Consider the following 17,791-nt stretch of genomic DNA (forward strand, 5'->3'; position numbering starts at 1 on the left):
CACTGGAACATTCGAGTCTACTTGATTGCCATGTGCCAACATGCCGACGCATGGTTGGAAGAAGCAAGAAAAGCGAACCTTCCTTCACTGGACGAATGGTTTGCAAGCCAATTAGCTGCATAGTCACAGGCCTTTTCCATATTTTTTAAAAACCCGATATTGTCGGGTTATTTGGCATGCCCATTTTTTGAAAATGGCTTTCCAAGGTTAACAAAATAGACAATTTTTGACCCATTCACCCCTTGTCCAGACTCGGATTCATCTCTCTAATTCCGAGCTACTATTAGCTCATCTTTGACCGGTTTCACTGACTCACATAAAAAACCACTCGTTGCCCGGCCGTATACGGCTGGCCTGGTGCCGGTTCTTGCTTGAAGACCGTTCCGGATTGTGCATCGGACGCCACGATAGAATATCTGTATCGCATGTGTTTGGATAGCAGCAGATTTTCCGCGTCACTTTTGCTGAGGCCGAGCAAATTGGGAACGGTGTTTTCCGCATTTGCATCGGCCGCCTGCGTCTGATCGGTCGACTGGGTTTGGGCCGGCTGATTGGCGGCCGGGTGGTCGGCAGACGGTTGGTTGGCAGATGGCGGCTGGTTGGTCGCCGCCGGAGCAGATGCGTTGCCGGAAGCGGTTCCGATTTGCACGCTATTCAATTTTTCTTCCGCCAGTTTGATTTTCTGGTTGATCTCTTTGCTGTTCGGTTTGAAGACCACTGCCTTGCGGTAGTATGCGAGCGCTTCCGCCCATTTTTGCGCCTCGTATGCGGCGTCCCCTTTCTGCAGCAATTCGGGGACCTGGTCATCGCTGGAGATATAGGAGCTGACCGCCCCAACGCCGATCCCCCCTGCAAACACCAGCAATCCTGCCAGCAGCAGCCGGATTTTGGTGGATGAGAAGTAGGCCAACATGGAAAATCCCCCCTTCTTTCATTGTATGGTCCCCATCATCGCTTTCTATACTATTCGGGCAAAGTTTGGATTTTGTTTACATGTTTTCTTGCAAAAAACCTCTTTACAGATTAGCGGTTTCAATGTATTCTATCAATGGTAGTGAGAATCATTATCATTTAGTTTGGAACGATTCCAAACTGGCTGCATAATCAGGGGGAGAGAAACGTGTCGTACAAAAAATGGGCAATCGCAGTGCTTGCATCTTCAGTTGCGCTGACCGCATGCGGCGCAAAGCAAACGAGCCAGCCGGCCGGCCAGGCGAACCAGCAGGCGGAAGCGACGAAGGAACAAAACGCGGCGCCCGCCGACCAGGTAAAATTGTTCAAAGAGATGGTCGAGGAACTGGAAAAGGCGGAAAAGGGCGAAAAAGTCGATTTCGACAAAGTCTCGAAGCTGTATGCAGACAACCTGAAAAAGCTGGTGCAGGCTCGCGACAGCGAATTTAATGAGCAGTTGGATCAGCAGATTTCCAATGCGATCAAGGCGGGTAAGGACGGCAGTTTAAAACCGGACGTGGTGCAGGAATTGGTGCACAAGCTTGGGCTGAAAGCATTTTTCCTCAGTTTGCGCCACGAATTTAAGGAAATCGAGGAACATTTCGCCGATAAGAAAGAAGCGAAGGAAGAATTCGAGGAGGCCGAAACGTTCTACGGCGCGTTGAAAACCACCGTTGAAAAGCGTGACCAGGCGTATCAGACGCAGCTGGCAAGCACGATCGACGGCGCCTTCAAGGACATGGAAAAAGCGGTCGACAGCGGGCAAAAGCTCGATTTTTCGCTGGCCAAGCAAGTGATCGACAAGTCGCTGATGAAGGCGTTCTATCTGGCGGCCGGCGGAGCGCAAGGCTACGCATATAAGATCGAAAAAGCGGTCAAGGAGGGCAAGGACGCCAAAGCGGCACAGGCGGAAGCGTGGGCGTTCTACCAATCGCTCTACGGCTATCTGGTGAAATCGGCGAAAGAGGACGCGGAATTCATCCAGAAGAAGTTTGACTTGCAGACAGACGCGAAAGAAATCAAGGGCGATGAAATCAACAAATCGTTCGTGCGTGCGTTTGCCCTGGTGGCGAAAAGCGAGTATCAGGAATCCTTCGAGAATTTCGGCAAGGACAAAGGCCCGGTCACCGCGTTGGAAGGCGCCCTGTTCATCTCGGTGATCGAGTCGGACGCCAAGAAAATTCTCGGGGAAGCCGCGACCAAGACCTTGCTGCAACAAGCAGACGAACTGGTGAAAGCGGCGAAGGCGAACGACAAGGCGAAAGCGGAAGCTCTTTACAAGGAAATCAAGCCTTCGCTGGATAAGCTCGCCAACGCAGGAAAATAGTAAGCACAGGGTATCCGTATGATCCGGGTACCCCGTTTGTGCAACAGGGACAGCCGTCAGCGGCAGGAGGGTAATGGCCATGATCAGATTACAAATGTTGAAATGGGTGCGGGGGTTGCTCAGCGGGTTGGCTGTATTCACATTGGCTGCCTCGCTGCTTCCAGCAACGGTCCACGCCTATTCGTACGGGGATCCGAACGAGGAAGCGGTGGCGGAAGCCTATAAAAAAATGGCGGCGAAGCTGAACCAGTCGCCGCCCGATTTTGCCGGAGCACAGGCCGCGTTCGAGCCGGTCAAGGAGGAGCTCGATATGCATATGGGGCCGGAACCGGCAGCAACGGTGCTGGAAGATTTGCGGGCCAAGAACAAGGACGGTGCGATGTCTGCCATGCAAAAAATCCTGGTGCTCAACATCGCCCGGCGGTTTGCGAGCATCGAGCAGGATTTTCAAAATTACAAGCAGGCGAAAATGCTGATGGCGAAAGCGAATGCAACCTATGAAGCGCTGTCGCCGGAAGTGAAGCAAAAAGATCCGGCGTTGGATGGCACGCTGCGGCAAGAGTTTCAAAAAGCGCTCGATTCGCTGGGCAATCCGGGGCTGTTTGGCGTCGGCGTCAAACAGCCGGACCCGAACGCGTTCAAAGCGAGCAAGGAGAAAATATTGAAATCGCTGCAGGATCGGTTTGGGCTGAAAAGTTTGGAGGTCGGCCATTTCAAGGAAGGCAGCGACCCCAGCAATGAGCAGAACCGGAACAAGCAAGCCGGAACCGATTTTTCCGAGATTCGAAACTGGCTGCCGATTGCGGTGATCGTGCTGGTGATCGCCGGAATTGTCGTGTACACCCGGAGGAAAATGCGGCGGTGAGCGGATCGTCCGACTGGGGGCGGGTCGTCCACGTTCCGGCAACGGAGAGAGAGTTTAGTTGGCGGCCGCTCCTTCATCTGACGGTGCTGACTGCGGCGGCAGTCGCAGTGCGGCTACTATTCATCGCCTCGTATCCGACCGGCTGGGACGACGTCGATTTTGCGCTGGCGCTCAACCAGTACGATCTATCGCGGATGCAGCCGCATTTTCCCGGTTATCCGGTGTATATCCTGCTGGGGCATCTGTTTGATCTGCGGCCGGACAATCCGTTTTTCGCTTTATCCTTACTGTCTGCCGTTGCCGGGGGATTCACGATCATCCCGCTGTGGTTGCTGTTTCATCGGATGGGCCCGGCCCCAGTCGCCCGCCTGGCGGTTTGGTTGTACAGCCTGGCGCCCCTGCCGCTTGTCATGAGCATCCAGCCGATGTCCGATTCGCTCGGCGCGTTTTTTGCGGCGTGGGTAGCGTATTGTGCCTGGCGGGCGGCGGATGGGATGGGGTGTCAGCTTGTTGCAGCGGGCGTTGCACTCGGGTTGCTGCTGGGGGTGCGAGTTTCCTATCTGCCGCTGGCAGCGCTTTGGCTGTACGCCATCCTCTATGCGGTGCGCCGACGCGAAATCCCTGTTAAATGGCGCGTCCGCAGTGCCGTCATTTCCGCTGGAGCTGTCGGGGTGACGTGTTTTGTTTGGCTGGCCGCCTTGGTGCACTCGACCGGCGGAATCGACTCCTTTCTGACGCTGGCGCTTTCCTTCACCGGCGGCCATTTCTCCGATTGGGGAGGCGCCTATCACGCCGGGGATTCGCTCGCAGAACGGGCAAAACTGTTTTTCCTGCGGCAGATTGGAGCCGCCGGGGTGGGCACGGTCTGGTGGGAAAACGATTCGGCAAACGGGCATCCGGCAACCTGGTCCTGGGCTTTCGGATGGCGGTGGATTGGGACGATTTCGGTATTCGTGGGGATAGCAGGGCTGGTCGGCCGGCTCCGCTTGAGGGGGCCGGCCGCGAATCAGGGGGAATTCCGGCTGACACGCAAACAGGCCGCGTTCCTGTTCATCTGGATCGTCCCGTATTTGCTGTGGGCGTTTTTCGCCCAGAACGTGGAGAAGCCGCGGCATATTTTGCCGCTGTTGCCGCCAATTCTTTACTTGTTGGCAGCGGGGATGTGGCGGTTTTCTGCTTTTGCCGCACAACAACGTTTCTTGCAGCGAGCCATTTTTACGATGGTGGGAGTTGTGTGGCTGGCGGGTGTTACCGGCGTGTCGGTTCCGCTGCTGCGGGAGGCGCATGCGGCCGAATCGCCGATGATGCAGCTCGCCCGCTATGTGGCCGCCAATGTTCCGGTGGATGACAGCCTGATTTTTGCATGGGAAGAACAGCGGGTACTCAACTATGTCACGCCAGCCCATACGGTGATTCGGCTGCGAAAATGGGAAGACTTCCGGACGGAGATTTTGCAGTATGAAAAGCCGCCTGCCCGAATTTTTGCGACAAACGCGCTGCTTGACGGAATGGACCGCGATGTGCGGGGGCTGTTCCGGGAAGTGCGGGAGTTTCGGGGGAATCCCTGGCTGTACCCGACCTATCATACAATTGTCCTGTACGAAGCTGCACCGCTTTTGTATGATCAGCTTCGGCAGGGCAAGGGGGAATTGGCATGGAAATCCAAGCGTTATTGATCACGTTTCGCGAGGCGTTGGAAGCGTTCCTGATCGTCGGCATTATCACGACCTACTTGAAACGGGTGCAACGTCCCGAATTCATAAAATACGTCTGGCTTGGGGCGGTGTTGGCCGTGGCCGCCAGCTTCGGTGCAGCGCTCTTGTTCCAGGTGGTGCTGACCGGCTTTGCCGCGATGGGCAGCGAAATGTATCTGAAAATCGCGATCATGTTCATATCCGCTCTGCTCCTGACGCAGATGGTGTTCTGGATGGCGAAGCAGAGCCGGGACATCAAAGGCAAAGTGGAAGGGAAACTCGACCAATTCGTCACGGCCGGCAATGTGCTGGGCATGGTGATCCACTCGTTCCTGGTGGTGCTGCGGGAAGGGGTGGAGACCGTATTTTTCTTTGCGGCGATTTCGGGCGGCAATATCGGCGCCGCGATGCAAAATTGGGGGGCGGTCAGCGGGATTCTGATCGCGGCCGTCGTCAGCTATTTGTTCTTCAAGGGCACGATGCGGATTCCGCTGAAAACGTTCTTTCAGGTTACCGGAGCGTTTATCGTCCTGATCGCCGCGGGACTGCTGGTGCAGGCGTTCTCGATGCTGCAGGACCTGAACATCGTGGGCAGCGTGTTGCCGCATGTGTATGATCTCACCTGGCTGATGCCGGAGCATCCGATCGATTATGACCACTATGTGCGGGATACCGGGAGACATCCGCTCATTTCGGGACAGGTGGGCCTTTTCATGAAATCCTTGTTCGGCTACTCCTCGTCGCCTTCGTTGGAGGAAGTGCTGCTGTACATCGGATATTTTGCGGTGTTGTATCTGCTGCTGAGGCGTCCGCAGGCCGACACGGAGAAACAAGATGCAAGCTCCGCCACGAGCGGCCGAACGCGGCCAGCGGGTTCCGTGGAAGGCGCCGAGACGCTGCAAGCGAATTCCACAGCAGGAGCCGAGACGCTGCATGCGAATGCAAAGGTGGCGAAAGAATCGTGAAATCGGCTTCCTGGTTTGAGATCATCGCCGCCCGCTGTTGGAACGTGCTGAATGAGGGCAAGACGTTTACCCCGGTATTCGTCTTGTCCGTTTTTCTGCTTGCCAACCGGTTTGATGTCGACTGGCTGCGGCTGGGAGAGGCGCTGCTGCTGACGCTTCCGCTGTTTCTCGTCTATTATGTGTTCGATTTTCCGCTGCACATGCGTTGGTTTTTGTTGGGTCCCCTGATTTCATTTGTCGCTATGTACGGCTATTGGAACGGCAGGCTGCTCTTGTGGGCGTTCGGTTTGTACACGTTTTTTACCGTGTTTTTCTGGGGGACGTTGTATTACCATTTGCGGATCGGCACCACGTGGTGGAATTTCACGCGAATTTGGAAGCTGTTTTTGAGAAATAGTGATTCCACAAGCGGCAACGTGTTTGAACAATTGCCGAAGGTGTTTTTGCTGCTGCTGGTCCTGGATTGGAGTTATCACGGGCTGGCAGCCGCCGGCAGCGCCGGTAGGGAGACGGGTGCCGGGAACACAGACTGGGGTGCCGGGATCGCAGACAGGGGAGCGGTTGCCGGAACCGGTGGTCTGTTTGCCGGGACAGCCGCTTCCGGCGCTCCAATTGACTGGGTAGCGTATGCCGGATTCGTAGCGGGGGTGGCTGTTTTCAGTTGGCTCGTTCACAGGCTGCTTTTTAACTGGAAACCGCAAGAATACCCGACTTATACGTCCAATGCCGAAGTTTCCCGGCCGCTTGCCAAACGGGCGGTGGTGATCGTGATCGACGGCTGCCGCAAGGAGCGTTTCGAGCAGGCGGACGCGCCTTTTTTGCACCATTTGCGAACAACGGGCGTGTACTATGACCGCATGGAGACCGTCTATCCGGCGCGAACGGTGGTCTGTTTTTCTTCCATGTTCACCGGGACTTACCCGCGCGAACACGGGATTCGCTCGAACATGGTGTGGAAGCTGGGAGTCCGCGTCGAGAGCGTTTTTGACAAGCTGAAACAGCAGGGGCGAAAAGGGATCCTGTTCGGCTGCGCTCACCTGATCGATGCGTTCGGAGACTATGTGGAGAGCTTCACCTCGGTCGAAAAAAACGACATCGTCGACCACAAGATCATGGCGCGGGCAAAAGAGATCATGCGTCGCGAAAATCCGGATCTGATGGTGATCCAGCTGATCGCGGTCGACCAGACCGGTCACAGCCGCGGCGTGCTGTATCCCGAGTATCTGGAGAAAATCAGGGAGACTGACCGGCTGATCGAGGATTTTTACCGGTGGATGGAACAGGAGGGGTTCCACGACGATACGGTCGTGGCGGTGATGGCCGACCACGGGCAGGGGAACGGAATCGGCGGGCACGGTCACCTCGATGAGGGCGAGCGGTTTGTGCCGTTCCTTTTGCACGGGCCTTGCATGAAGCGGGGAGTTGAGGTGAAAGAGCTGCGCAGCATCGTTTCGCTGGCGCCGACCCTCTGCTATTTGCTCGGAATTCCGTATCCCGACAAGTCGCGCGGGCCTGTGCTTCTGGAAGCGATCGATCCGCTTGCCGACAGGTCGCAGGATGTCGCCGACCAATCTTGGAGCGATACAGAGACTGCAAAGAGGGAGTTACAGCATGAAGAAACTGATCGTCGTGATTCCGGCTTTTAATGAGGAAGAGTCAATAGCGACCGTTATCCGCAAGGTCCCGAGAGAGTTCGATCCGCAGGTGCGGGTCGAGGTGCTGGTTGTCGATGACGGCTCGACGGACCGCACCGCTCTGGTGGCTCGGGCGGCGGGGGCGGATCATATTTTGTCGTTTCCCGCCAACCGCGGATTGGGGGCGGCCGTTCGCGAGGGGCTGCGGGTGGCCTATCGGCTGGGGGCCGATTTTGCCGTGATGATCGATGCGGACGATGAATATCCGGCTGATTATATCCCGCAAGTGGTGGCGCCGATTCGCGCCGGACAGGCCGACTATGTGCTGGCGTCGCGGTTTGCCGGGACGATTCGCGGCATGAAGCTGCACCGGCGGCTGGGGAACTTTTTTTTCACCTGGTTGCAGGTGCTGCTTCTGCGCAAAAAAATCAGCGACGGCCAAACAGGCTTCCGCGCCTTCTCGCGGCAGGTGCTGGCTACCCTGGACATCATCCATGACTACAATTACGCGCAAGTGATGACGATCAACATCGTGCGACAGGGATACCGCCTGGCGGAAGTGCCGATTCCGTATAAAGTGCGGACGACGGGGCGGTCTTTCATTCGCTTCTGGGCGTATGTGCGGCACGTGCTGCCGGCGATCGTGCGGGAGATGCGGCGGAAGCCGGGGACTGGCCGGAGCGAATCAGAGAATCGGACAGCGGCTTCACACTGGACGATCGAAACTGCCAACCGGCGTTAAGGTGGTAATGCGGCTGGGGGAACTGAAGCAGGCCGTATTCAGCATCGTGAACATGCTGCAGAAGAGTGGCAAAGCGACCGGCGGATGCTGAAAGGGGGCGGAGTCACCGCTTGTTCGACCGGTGATCGGGCGGGTGCAGCGGTGCTGGATGTCAGGGCCTACCTGGTCGAGTCAGGTGCTTTCGCTGGACCGGTTGGAAATCATGTATGGGCCGGGGTGAGCGGCCCGCGCTCCATTTTTTTGTTGACAAAACCGGAAAGCCGTTGTAACCTAACGGTAAGTCAAATACAAAGAAAACAAAGTTGTATAGTCGGAATTTGATTTTTTCACCCGTTTCCGGCTTTGGACCGAAACGGTTCCCGAAAATCAACAGGTGCTGACTGGACGACCAGAAGCCTCCGTATCCGCGCGGTTGTGGTGCCGCCGGGAAGGGGGCTTTCGTATTGGGAGGAGGATGTGACTTGGAACAGGTTGTGACCATCCGGAGCGGAACGATCGATTTGGCGGCGACCATCCATTATCCCCCTGCAGAGGATCGTGTTGTTAACGCCCCTGCAGACGCCTTGCTGCAAGCGGCCGAGAGGGCAGAGAGGGGGCAAACGCGGATCGGAGTCGATCGGCTGTTTGTGCAAACCGCTCGCTATCTGGCGGAGCGAGGGTCGATTGTGGTCCGTTTCGATTACGGCGGTTGCGGAGAGAGCACCGGGGATTACGGACAGCAAGGATTGGAAGACCTGATTCGGCAGACCCGGCATGTGATCGATTATGTGTGGGAACTCGCAGTAATTGACCGGGAACGACTGGTGCTGCTCGGACACAGCTTGGGCGGAGCGGTTGCGCTGCTGACCGGTGCTCTCGATCCAAGGGTGAAATCGCTTGTGATGTGGGCGGCGGTGGCAAAACCGTTTATCGACATCATCCGCATTGTCGGCGAAGAGGCGGTCGAACAGCCTTTGCAGTCCGGGTATGTGGATTATTCCGGCTATCGTCTGACCAGCCGTTTTTTCGAATCCCTGGCGATCCATCAACCGTTGCTGCAAACCTGCCACTTTGCGGGCAATGTGCTGCTGGTGCACGGCAGTGACGACGAGGTGATCCCGGTCGATTATTGCTTTCTGTACCAGCGCGCGTTTTGGCTGAGAAGGAAAGGAAGGTGCGACAAGGAGGTGATTTTGGGAGCGAACCATACGTTTTCCTCCATCAGCCACCGGATCCGGTTGTTGCAAGCCACCGCCAGTTGGCTTGCGGCCGATCACAAAAACATCGAATGGTCCGGATGGGTGATATAAGAAATCGATCAGTTGCCGACCGGACGACCGGAGGCCTCCATTGTTTGCGGCTGCAGGCAGGGGGGCCTTTTGTGTTCCGACAAAGGAGTCTGCTTCTGAAGTAAACGTCTGGTATGGAGGTTATGGACATGCGGATGCACACGGACAAGAAACGATTGGCAGCCCGATGGACGATGGCGGCGGCGATCGGCTTGCTGGCATTGTTCCCGGCATTGACCGGTTGCGGGACCGGCGAGAGACCGGTACAGGGCCAGCCGGCTTCTCCCGGCCAAACGTCAGGCAAGGATGCGCAACATGTGGTGCGGATCGGCTATCAGAAATACGGCACGCTCAATCTTCTGAAATCGAAGGGCAACCTGGAAAAACGGCTCGCTTCGCTTGGCTATTCGGTGCAGTGGCTGTTGTTTCCGGCCGGTCCGCAGCTGTTGGAAGCGTTAAACGCCGGCAGCATTGATCTCGGCCATACGGGCGAGTCGCCGCCGATTTTTGCCCAGGCGGCGGGAACGCCATTGGTGTACGTCGCCAATGAACCTGCAAGCCCCGAAGCGGAAGCGATTTTGGTGAAAGGCGATTCATCGATTCGCTCGGTTGCCGATCTGAAGGGCAAAAAAGTCGCTCTCAACAAAGGATCCAATGTTCATTATCTGTTGGTCAAAGTGTTGGAAAAATCTGGTTTGCAAATCGCCGACATTCAACCCGTTTATCTCCCTCCTGCAGATGCACGGGCAGCATTTGAACGGGGAAGTGTCGACGCCTGGGTGATCTGGGATCCGTTTTACGCTGCCGCCCAACAGGCGACAGGCGCCCGCGTTTTGGCAGACGGGACGAATCTGGTCGCCAACCGCGAGTTTTATTTGGCGTCACAATCCTTTGTGAAGGAACACTCCGACATCATCACGGTCGTGCTTGAGGAAGTGAAAAAAGTGGACGAATGGGCAAAACAGGATCCGCATGGAGTGGCTGCCTTTTTGTCGCCCGAACTGGGGATTGACATTGCCTCGCTGGAGCAGGCGTCGAAGCGCAGAAGCTATGGAATTGAGCCGGTGGGAGAACAGGTACTAGCGGATCAACAAAAAATTGCCGACACCTTTTTTGGCATCGGACTGATTCCCAAGCAAATATCCGTCAGGGACGCACTGTTTCGGTCAAATCGATAATCGATCCGGGGGATGATGCACATGCGACTGTTTTGGTTTTTGCCGACACACGGGGATGGACGCTATTTGGGAACGGCGGTTGGCGGCCGTTCAACCGATTATGCCTATTTGCGGCAGGTTGCGCAAGCGGCCGATTCGCTTGGGTATGAAGGGGTACTTGTGCCGACGGGGCGTTCGTGCGAAGACAGCTGGATTCTCTGCTCGTCGCTGCTGCCGGTGACCTCTCGGTTGCGTTTTCTGGTGGCTGTGCGGCCAGGCTTGATGAGTCCGTCCGCAGCCGCGCGGATGGCGGCGACTTTTGACCGGATCAGCCATGGGCGTTTGCTGATCAACGTGGTGACGGGCGGTGATCCGGTAGAACTGGCGGGCGACGGAATTTTTCTCGACCACGATGCCCGGTACCGGGTGACAGACGAATTTTTGACCATTTGGCGGCTGCTGGTAAGCGGCGAGGAGGTGGACTTTGACGGCGATCACCTGCAGGTGAAAGGTGGGAAGCTGCTGTTTCCTCCCGTGCAAAAGCCCTATCCTCCCTTGTATTTCGGCGGCTCGTCGGCAGCTGGTCAACAGGTGGCCGCCAGGCATGCGGACGTCTATTTGACATGGGGGGAACCGCCAGCGCAAGTGGCGGAAAAGATCGAACAGGTGCGCCGACTGGCGGCGGAACGGGGCAGACAGCTGCGATTTGGAATCCGGCTGCACGTGATCGTGCGGGAGACGGAAAAAGAAGCGTGGGATGCGGCCGAACGGCTGATTCGCTATGTGGATGATGAAACGATCGCCCATGCCCAGCAAATTTTTGCCCGTTTCGATTCAGAGGGACAGCGCCGGATGGTGAACCTGCATGCCGGCAGCCGGGATTCGCTGGAGATCAGCCCGAATTTGTGGGCCGGTATCGGGCTTGTCCGGGGAGGAGCCGGCACCGCTTTGGTAGGCGACCCGCAAACGGTAGCCCAACGGATGTTCGAATACGCCGAGCTGGGGATCGAGACATTCATCTTGTCAGGGTATCCGCATCTGGAGGAAGCCTACCGCGTGGCCGAGCTCCTGTTTCCCCTGCTGCCGCTGAACGCGAGACAGGAAACCGGATCGATGCAACTGCTGGGACCGTTTGGCGAAATCGTCGCTAACCAGCAGGTACCAAAGCGGAAGGAGGCGGCTGTATGAGACAAAAGAGGAGCGGCCCAGCGTGGGCAAACCGATTTGTACCCTGGCTGCTGCCCGCTATTCTGGTGGGGATCTGGCAATGGCTCTCTCAATTCGGCTGGTTGTCTTCCAAAGTCCTGCCGGCGCCCACCCAGGTGATGGAAGTGGCCTGGCATTTGGTCGGGAGTGGGGAACTGTTCCGGCACGTCACCATCAGTTTTGAGCGGGCGGCGGCAGGTTTTTTGCTGGGAGGCGGCCTTGGATTTGCATTCGGGTTGGTGAACGGCGTGTTTCGGTTTGCAGAAACGCTTTTGGACACTTTCATCCAGATGATTCGCAACATTCCGCATCTGGCGATGATTCCGTTGGTGATTCTGTGGTTTGGGATTGGGGAGCAGGCCAAACTGTTTCTGGTGTCACTCGGGGTTTTGTTTCCCGTGTATGTTAACACATTGCACGGCATTCGCAGTGTGGACCCGGGATTGCTGGAGATGGGAAGAGTGTACGGATTAAACGCTTGGGGGCTCTTTTGGAAGATCCTGTTGCCAGGGGCGCTCCCCTCCATCCTGGTTGGCGTGCGGTATGCGCTCGGGATCATGTGGCTAACCCTGATTGTGGCAGAGACGATTGCATCAGACAAAGGAATCGGGTATATGGCGATGAACGCGCGTGAATTCATGCAGACGGACGTGGTGGTGGTAAGCGTTTTGTTGTATGCGCTGTTTGGCAAGCTGGCCGATGCGGTGGCCAAATTTTGCGAGAAACGGTGGCTGAAATGGAACTCCGTTTACCAAAATCTTTAAGCTTCAGGCAGCGGTTTGGGGAGAAGGAGGATTTGAATTGGAATCGGCCGGAACTCATTTGAAGATTGAATCGTTGCAAAAAAGCTATGGATCGCATGAAGTGTTGAGCGGGGTCAATCTGGAAGTCCATTCAGGCGAGTTTGTCGCCATCATCGGACGCAGCGGATGTGGCAAGAGCACTCTGCTGCGCTTGATTGCCGGACTCGATACGGCAAGCGCGGGCAGAATCGTCATCGATGGCCAACCTGTACGAGGACTGCACGAGCAGGCGCGGGTGATGTTTCAGGATGCCCGGTTGTTGCCATGGAAGAGGGTGATCGAAAACGTCGGGCTCGGCTTAAAAGGCGATTGGCTGGAAAAGGCGGAACGTGCTCTTCAGCAAGTGGGGCTTGCCGAGCGAGCTCACGAGTGGCCTTCCGTGCTATCCGGCGGCCAGCGGCAACGGGTGGCGTTGGCGAGAGCTCTGGTCAGCGAGCCGCGGCTGTTGTTGCTGGATGAACCGTTGGGCGCATTGGACGCTCTGACGCGAATCGAGATGCAGCGGTTGATCGAGCGCCTTTGGCAGGAACAAAAATTTACATCGCTGCTGGTGACCCACGATGTGGAAGAAGCGGTCACCCTGGCCGACCGGGTGATCCTCATCGAACAGGGGACCATCGCGATGGATCTGCCGATCTCCTTGCCGCGTCCCAGGCACCGGGGTAACGCTCTGTTTGCGGAATTCGTTGACAAAGTGTTGCGTCGTATTGTCAGAGAGGAAGGAACGGTTCCGCTTCGGCTGGTGGAGAATCAGGTTGGATGAGGGAGGGGATCGTATGACGCATAAGAAAATCGTTTCAGCTCTGGGGATGTTTATGTGCTTGCTGATGTTGGTTACGGCGTGCGGGAAAGGGGGTGCAACGGTGCGGTCCGGGGCTTCCTCGCAAGCCGGGGAAGCCGGGACGCATCCGGGCGAACAGGCAGGCTGGCCGACAGAATTTCGAATCGGGTACCAGAAATCTTCCATTCTGCTTTTTGTAAAGGAAAAGCAAAGTATCGAAAAAAGACTGGCCGCTCACGGCATCCGTGTCAGCTGGTTCGAGTTCCAGTCCGGTCCGCCGTTGCTGGAGGCTTTGAATGCCGGCAAAATTGATGCGGGATATGCGGGTGGGGCGCCTGCAGTACTGGCGCAGGGGACTCCCGGGGCGCAATTGGTGTACCTGGCGTATGAACCGGAAGTGGCTAGAGCGATCGTCGTGCCGAAGCACTCGACCATCAAGAGCTTACTCGATCTGAAAGGGAAAAAAGTGGCTTTTGCCAAAGGATCCAGCGCCCATTATACATTGATTTCCGCTTTGGCAACCGTCGGTTTGACCATTTCGGATATTACGCCGGTCAACCTGCAACCATCCGATGCGAGAGCCGCATTTGAACGAGGGGACGCGGACGCTTGGGTGATTTGGGATCCCTATTTGGCGGACGCGGAGGAGCATGCGGGAGCGAAAATACTTGCAGACCCGAAGCGAGCAGCCGCTCAATTTTCCATTCAAACCAAAATTCCGGAAGAGATTTGGCGGCGCACCCTGGAAAGGCGCCAATACGGCGTGTATCCGTTGAATGCTGACGTCGTTGCCGCCCAGCAGCGCATCGCGGACTCTTTCTATCAAGCGGGATTGGTACGGGAAAAAATTCGCGTACAAGATGCCGTGATCCAGTCCGACCTACGGTAGATGAACGGAACGAGTTGGCAAGCGGCAGAAAGGAGATGGACAGCCTGACGGCACCGGCTCATTGACTTTCGTCAGCCTGCTTTCTTGACATAATCTGCCCGTTCGAATACGATTCTTATATTGATGCTGGAAGTTGCACCCTTACTTGTCATGGCCGTCGGCAACCGGGTTTTTGGCGAGCCGGCGGCATGATGATAAGGGGTGTTTCTTTTTCGTTTGGGAGGATGCGGGATGTATCGGCAACAGATCGTGGAACAATTGAAACCGTTCGTTGCGCTGGATGAGACGCAATTGTACGGCTTGATCGAAATTCCGAAAGAGGAAGCGCACGGCGATTTGGCGTTTCCCTGTTTTCAATTGGCGAAACAGTTTCGCAAAGCGCCAAACTTGATTGCGGCCGAACTGGCGGAAAAAATCAGCGGTGAGCTGCTGCCCGTCTTTGAGAAAGCGGTGGCGGTCGGCGGCTATTTGAATTTTTTCCTGAAGCGGGAAACGGTGGTTCGTGACATTCTGTCTGCGATTGCCCGTGCCGGTGATCGATTTGGCGATTCGAACCGGGGGCAGGGATTGAAAGTTGCGATCGATATGTCCTCGGTCAATATCGCGAAGCCGTTTGCGATCCACCACCTGCGTTCGACGATGATCGGAAACGCGATCGCCAACATTTACAAAAGCCAGGGCTACCATGTGATGAAAATCAACCACCTTGGCGACTGGGGCACATCGTTTGGCAAGTTGATCGTCGCCTACCGTTATTGGGGAGACGAATACGATCTGTCTGATGATGCGGTCCGGCAACTGCTTGCCTTGTACGTTCGCTTCAATAAGGAAGCGGAACAGCGGCCCGAGTTGGAGGATGAAGCGCGGGCGGCGTTCAAGGCGCTGGAAGACGGGGATGAGGAAGCGGTTCGGCTGTGGAAGCGGTTTATCGAAATCTCGCTCGCCGAGTTTGAAAAAACATACCGGCTGCTGAACGTGGAATTCGATTATTATCTGGGAGAAAGCTTTTACAACGACAAGATGGGCGCGGTGGAAGACGAACTGCGGGAAAAAGGGTTGCTGCAAATCAGCGAAGGAGCAGAGATTGTCGATCTGTCCGCTTACGATATGCCACCTTGCCTGATCCGGAAATCGGATGGTGCCACCTTATATGCGACCCGGGACCTGGCGGCCGCTTTGTATCGGCGGCGGGAGATGGGGGCAGACCTGTTGGTGTACGTGGTGGGCGCCGAGCAGAAACTCCATTTTCGCCAGGTGTTCAAAGTGTTGGAACTGATGGGCAACCAGTGGGCGGCCGACCGGTGTGTCCACGTTCCGTTCGGCACCATGTTCGTGGACGGCCAGCGGTTGTCCTCCCGTAAAGGGCAGGTCGTCTTCCTGGAGGATGTGCTGCGGAAAGCGGTCGAAGTCGCGGCGGGAATTATCGAAGAGAAAAATCCTGACCTGCCGAACAAGGAAGAAGTGGCAGAAACGGTCGGGGTTGGCGCGATCATCTTCAACGACTTGAAAAACAATCGTGTAAACGACGTGAATTTTGTCTGGGATGAAGCGTTGAACTTCGACGGGGAGACAGGGCCGTATGTGCAGTACACGTACGCTCGCCTGTCCAGCCTGCTGCGCAAAGGCGGATATGAGCCGCAGCCCGTTGAGCTCACGGACGTTTCGGCGATCGATGGCGATCTGGAATGGTCGCTCGTCAAGCTGCTCGGCCGCTTTCCGAATGTGATGGAGCGGGCCACGGAGCAGTTTGATCCGTCGGTGGTGGCAAAGTATGTGATCGATGTTTGCCAGATTTTTAACCGGTACTACAACACGACGCGGATTCTGGACGGCGAGCCGGATCAAATCGTGCAAAAGCTGGCGCTGGTCAGTACGACGCGGACGGTGATCGGAAAATGTCTCAGTTTGCTGGGGCTTCGCGCGTTGGAGACGATCTGACATGAGCCGGATTGCTGCCAGTTTGCTGGTGCTGGCGGGCGGCGCAAGTTACGGGTTGCTGGGATCATTTGTGAAAATGGCGTATGATGCGGGATTTACCCCGCAGGATGTGACGAGCAGCCAGTTTTTCTTTGCGCTGATGATGCTGGCTGCACTGTCCGCTTTTCACTGGAAAACGATCCGGAATTTGACCCGCTCCGAACTCCGGTTGCTGTTTTTGCTCGGGGTGTTCTCGGCTGGCACGACCGTTTTTTATTATACGTCACTGCATTATTTGCCGGCTTCGCTGGCGATTGTGCTGCTGTTTCAATTTTCCTGGATCATCATGCTGATCGATTATCTGGTGGTTCGCAGGAAGCCGACGTTTGCCAAATGGCTGTCGCTGATTTTGGTGATCATCGGTACGTTGTTGGCGGTCAACGTTTGGAAAACGGATTGGCGGCAAGTGTCGGCTTTGGGCTTGCTACTCGGTCTGTTGTCTTCGGCCACGTACAGCGCATTCCTCTATTGGAACGAAAAATCGAGGAGTCAGACGCCCGCCGTTGTCAATTCGTTTATGATGGGAGCCGCTTCCGTGCTTGCCATCTGTTTCGTGTTTCCGCCGAATTTTCTCTGGAACGGGACGTTGGGTCAAGGGCTGTGGATGTGGGCACTGCTAATCGGATGCTTCGGTCAGGTGTTTCCGCCGATTCTGTTCAATAAAGGAATTCCGGTTGTCGGCGGAACGCTGGCCGGGTTGTTGGCCTCAATCGAATTGCCCGTTGCGGTGGTTGCCGCATCGATTCTGTTGCGGGAACCGGTCGGCGCGATCCGGTGGCTGGGAATCGGTCTGATCGTAACCGGTATTGTGGTGGCGGAATTGTTGGATCGAGTACCGGCCAATAAACTTGTGAAAGCTCATGAATAAGGTATCTATTCGTGGGCTTTTTGTTTTTTGACCGGATTTTGTTCGGAGAATGGTGTGTGGCGAGATTGAGATCCTGTGCGGAGGATGATATGATAACATTCGTTGTCGCGAGAGATGCGGAAAACGCAAAGCGAACGGCGATAACAAAAGCATGTGATACGAAGTTAGAAATTGCCAGTTGCAATGGCAATGCGATTGTGGTAAATTGATAGTTGTCGCTGTTGAGCGGCAGCAACCAGATTCGTAATTTGGGCTCACAAGGGCAAGTGCCCAGGGTGCACATCATCCTGATCCAAGTCGTTCTTTGCACCCAATGGGCACAAGTACCCAAATGGCACAAGTCGCGCCAAGGCGGCGAAGCCGCCAGGTCGCGCTATGTAACGCTAAGGCGCTAAAGGGCCAAGTCGTTCTTTGAAAACTGAATCGTGTAGGGAGCTAGGAAAACTTTTTGATGTGGTTGCCCGGCTAAGAGCGTCGCCATCCGTGGTGACGACGCCGGACAAAACATCCATGTTTTGAGAGTTTGATCCTGGCTCAGGACGAACGCTGGCGGCGTGCCTAATACATGCAAGTCGAGCGGGCGGAAGGGGAGCTTGCTCTCTGGAAGCCAGCGGCGGACGGGTGAGTAACACGTGGGCAACCTGCCCGGCAGACCGGGATAACG

The 17,791-nt window shown here is 56.1% G+C and carries 15 protein-coding genes and 1 rRNA gene; 15 read left to right on the top strand and 1 reads right to left on the bottom strand.

The window, feature by feature from the left end; genetic code table 11:
• Positions 1-304 precede the first annotated feature (304 nt).
• The gene (locus C230_RS0103255; protein ID WP_018130614.1) at positions 305-913 is read right to left on the bottom strand and encodes a PASTA domain-containing protein; all 609 of its coding nucleotides are present in this window, start codon (positions 911-913) and stop codon (positions 305-307) included.
• A gap of 207 nt (positions 914-1,120) precedes the next feature.
• On the opposite strand from C230_RS0103255, the gene C230_RS0103260 reads away from it, so the two are divergent.
• The 15 genes from C230_RS0103260 to C230_RS0103335 form a co-directional block, all read left to right on the top strand.
• Complete coding sequence (locus C230_RS0103260) at positions 1,121-2,278, top strand: hypothetical protein (protein ID WP_018130615.1); 1,158 nt, start codon at positions 1,121-1,123, stop codon at positions 2,276-2,278.
• Positions 2,279-2,357: 79 nt separating this feature from the next.
• Entirely contained in the window at positions 2,358-3,143 is a 786-nt protein-coding gene (locus tag C230_RS0103265; protein ID WP_018130616.1) for a hypothetical protein, read from the top strand.
• Positions 3,140-4,819, top strand: a complete 1,680-nt coding sequence (locus C230_RS0103270) for an ArnT family glycosyltransferase (protein ID WP_018130617.1) — start codon at positions 3,140-3,142, stop codon at positions 4,817-4,819. The genes C230_RS0103265 and C230_RS0103270 overlap by 4 nt, the downstream gene beginning before the upstream one ends.
• The gene (locus tag C230_RS19255; protein ID WP_018130618.1) at positions 4,798-5,802 is read left to right on the top strand and encodes an FTR1 family iron permease; all 1,005 of its coding nucleotides are present in this window, start codon (positions 4,798-4,800) and stop codon (positions 5,800-5,802) included. The genes C230_RS0103270 and C230_RS19255 overlap by 22 nt, the downstream gene beginning before the upstream one ends.
• Positions 5,799-7,448: an alkaline phosphatase family protein gene (locus C230_RS19260; protein WP_018130619.1), complete on the top strand. Its 1,650-nt coding sequence runs from the start codon at positions 5,799-5,801 to the stop codon at positions 7,446-7,448. Before C230_RS19255 ends, C230_RS19260 begins: the two co-directional genes overlap by 4 nt.
• The gene (locus C230_RS19265) at positions 7,414-8,178 is read left to right on the top strand and encodes a glycosyltransferase family 2 protein (protein ID WP_018130620.1); all 765 of its coding nucleotides are present in this window, start codon (positions 7,414-7,416) and stop codon (positions 8,176-8,178) included. The genes C230_RS19260 and C230_RS19265 overlap by 35 nt, the downstream gene beginning before the upstream one ends.
• A 461-nt stretch (positions 8,179-8,639) precedes the next feature.
• Positions 8,640-9,467, top strand: a complete 828-nt coding sequence (locus C230_RS0103295; RefSeq protein WP_018130621.1) for an alpha/beta hydrolase — start codon at positions 8,640-8,642, stop codon at positions 9,465-9,467.
• 128 nt (positions 9,468-9,595) lie between these two features.
• Positions 9,596-10,624, top strand: coding sequence for a sulfonate ABC transporter substrate-binding protein (locus C230_RS0103300; protein ID WP_018130622.1), 1,029 nt, complete (start codon positions 9,596-9,598; stop codon positions 10,622-10,624).
• 21 nt (positions 10,625-10,645) lie between these two features.
• Complete coding sequence (gene ssuD / locus C230_RS0103305; protein ID WP_018130623.1) at positions 10,646-11,791, top strand: FMNH2-dependent alkanesulfonate monooxygenase; 1,146 nt, start codon at positions 10,646-10,648, stop codon at positions 11,789-11,791.
• The gene (gene ssuC, locus C230_RS0103310; RefSeq protein WP_018130624.1) at positions 11,788-12,573 is read left to right on the top strand and encodes an aliphatic sulfonate ABC transporter permease SsuC; all 786 of its coding nucleotides are present in this window, start codon (positions 11,788-11,790) and stop codon (positions 12,571-12,573) included. Before ssuD ends, ssuC begins: the two co-directional genes overlap by 4 nt.
• A 37-nt stretch (positions 12,574-12,610) precedes the next feature.
• On the top strand, positions 12,611-13,375 hold the full coding sequence (locus tag C230_RS0103315) for an ATP-binding cassette domain-containing protein (RefSeq protein WP_018130625.1): 765 nt from the start codon (positions 12,611-12,613) through the stop codon (positions 13,373-13,375).
• Between the two features lie 13 nt (positions 13,376-13,388).
• Positions 13,389-14,282, top strand: a complete 894-nt coding sequence (locus C230_RS0103320) for an aliphatic sulfonate ABC transporter substrate-binding protein (protein WP_018130626.1) — start codon at positions 13,389-13,391, stop codon at positions 14,280-14,282.
• A gap of 231 nt (positions 14,283-14,513) precedes the next feature.
• On the top strand, positions 14,514-16,220 hold the full coding sequence (gene argS, locus C230_RS0103325) for an arginine--tRNA ligase (RefSeq protein ID WP_018130627.1): 1,707 nt from the start codon (positions 14,514-14,516) through the stop codon (positions 16,218-16,220).
• A gap of 1 nt (position 16,221) precedes the next feature.
• Positions 16,222-17,127, top strand: coding sequence for an EamA family transporter (locus tag C230_RS0103330; protein WP_018130628.1), 906 nt, complete (start codon positions 16,222-16,224; stop codon positions 17,125-17,127).
• Between the two features lie 511 nt (positions 17,128-17,638).
• Positions 17,639-17,791: ribosomal RNA gene (locus tag C230_RS0103335) — 16S ribosomal RNA — on the top strand; the annotation flags it as partial.

Source organism: Effusibacillus pohliae DSM 22757 (assembly GCF_000376225.1).
GTDB classification, from domain to species: Bacteria; Bacillota; Bacilli; order Tumebacillales; family Effusibacillaceae; genus Effusibacillus; species Effusibacillus pohliae.

What these genes read in the sequence shown, in the direction of transcription:
- argS (WP_018130627.1), top strand. Translation starts at nt 14,514, where the DNA reads ATGTATCGGCAACAGATCGTGGAACAATTGAAACCGTTCGTTGCGCTG.
- C230_RS0103300 (WP_018130622.1), top strand. Translation starts at nt 9,596, where the DNA reads ATGCGGATGCACACGGACAAGAAACGATTGGCAGCCCGATGGACGATG.
- C230_RS19265 (WP_018130620.1), top strand. Translation starts at nt 7,414, where the DNA reads ATGAAGAAACTGATCGTCGTGATTCCGGCTTTTAATGAGGAAGAGTCA.
- C230_RS0103265 (WP_018130616.1), top strand. Translation starts at nt 2,358, where the DNA reads ATGATCAGATTACAAATGTTGAAATGGGTGCGGGGGTTGCTCAGCGGG.
- C230_RS0103330 (WP_018130628.1), top strand. Translation starts at nt 16,222, where the DNA reads ATGAGCCGGATTGCTGCCAGTTTGCTGGTGCTGGCGGGCGGCGCAAGT.
- C230_RS19255 (WP_018130618.1), top strand. Translation starts at nt 4,798, where the DNA reads ATGGAAATCCAAGCGTTATTGATCACGTTTCGCGAGGCGTTGGAAGCG.
- ssuC (WP_018130624.1), top strand. Translation starts at nt 11,788, where the DNA reads ATGAGACAAAAGAGGAGCGGCCCAGCGTGGGCAAACCGATTTGTACCC.
- C230_RS0103255 (WP_018130614.1), bottom strand. Translation starts at nt 913, where the DNA reads ATGTTGGCCTACTTCTCATCCACCAAAATCCGGCTGCTGCTGGCAGGA.
- C230_RS0103320 (WP_018130626.1), top strand. Translation starts at nt 13,389, where the DNA reads ATGACGCATAAGAAAATCGTTTCAGCTCTGGGGATGTTTATGTGCTTG.
- ssuD (WP_018130623.1), top strand. Translation starts at nt 10,646, where the DNA reads ATGCGACTGTTTTGGTTTTTGCCGACACACGGGGATGGACGCTATTTG.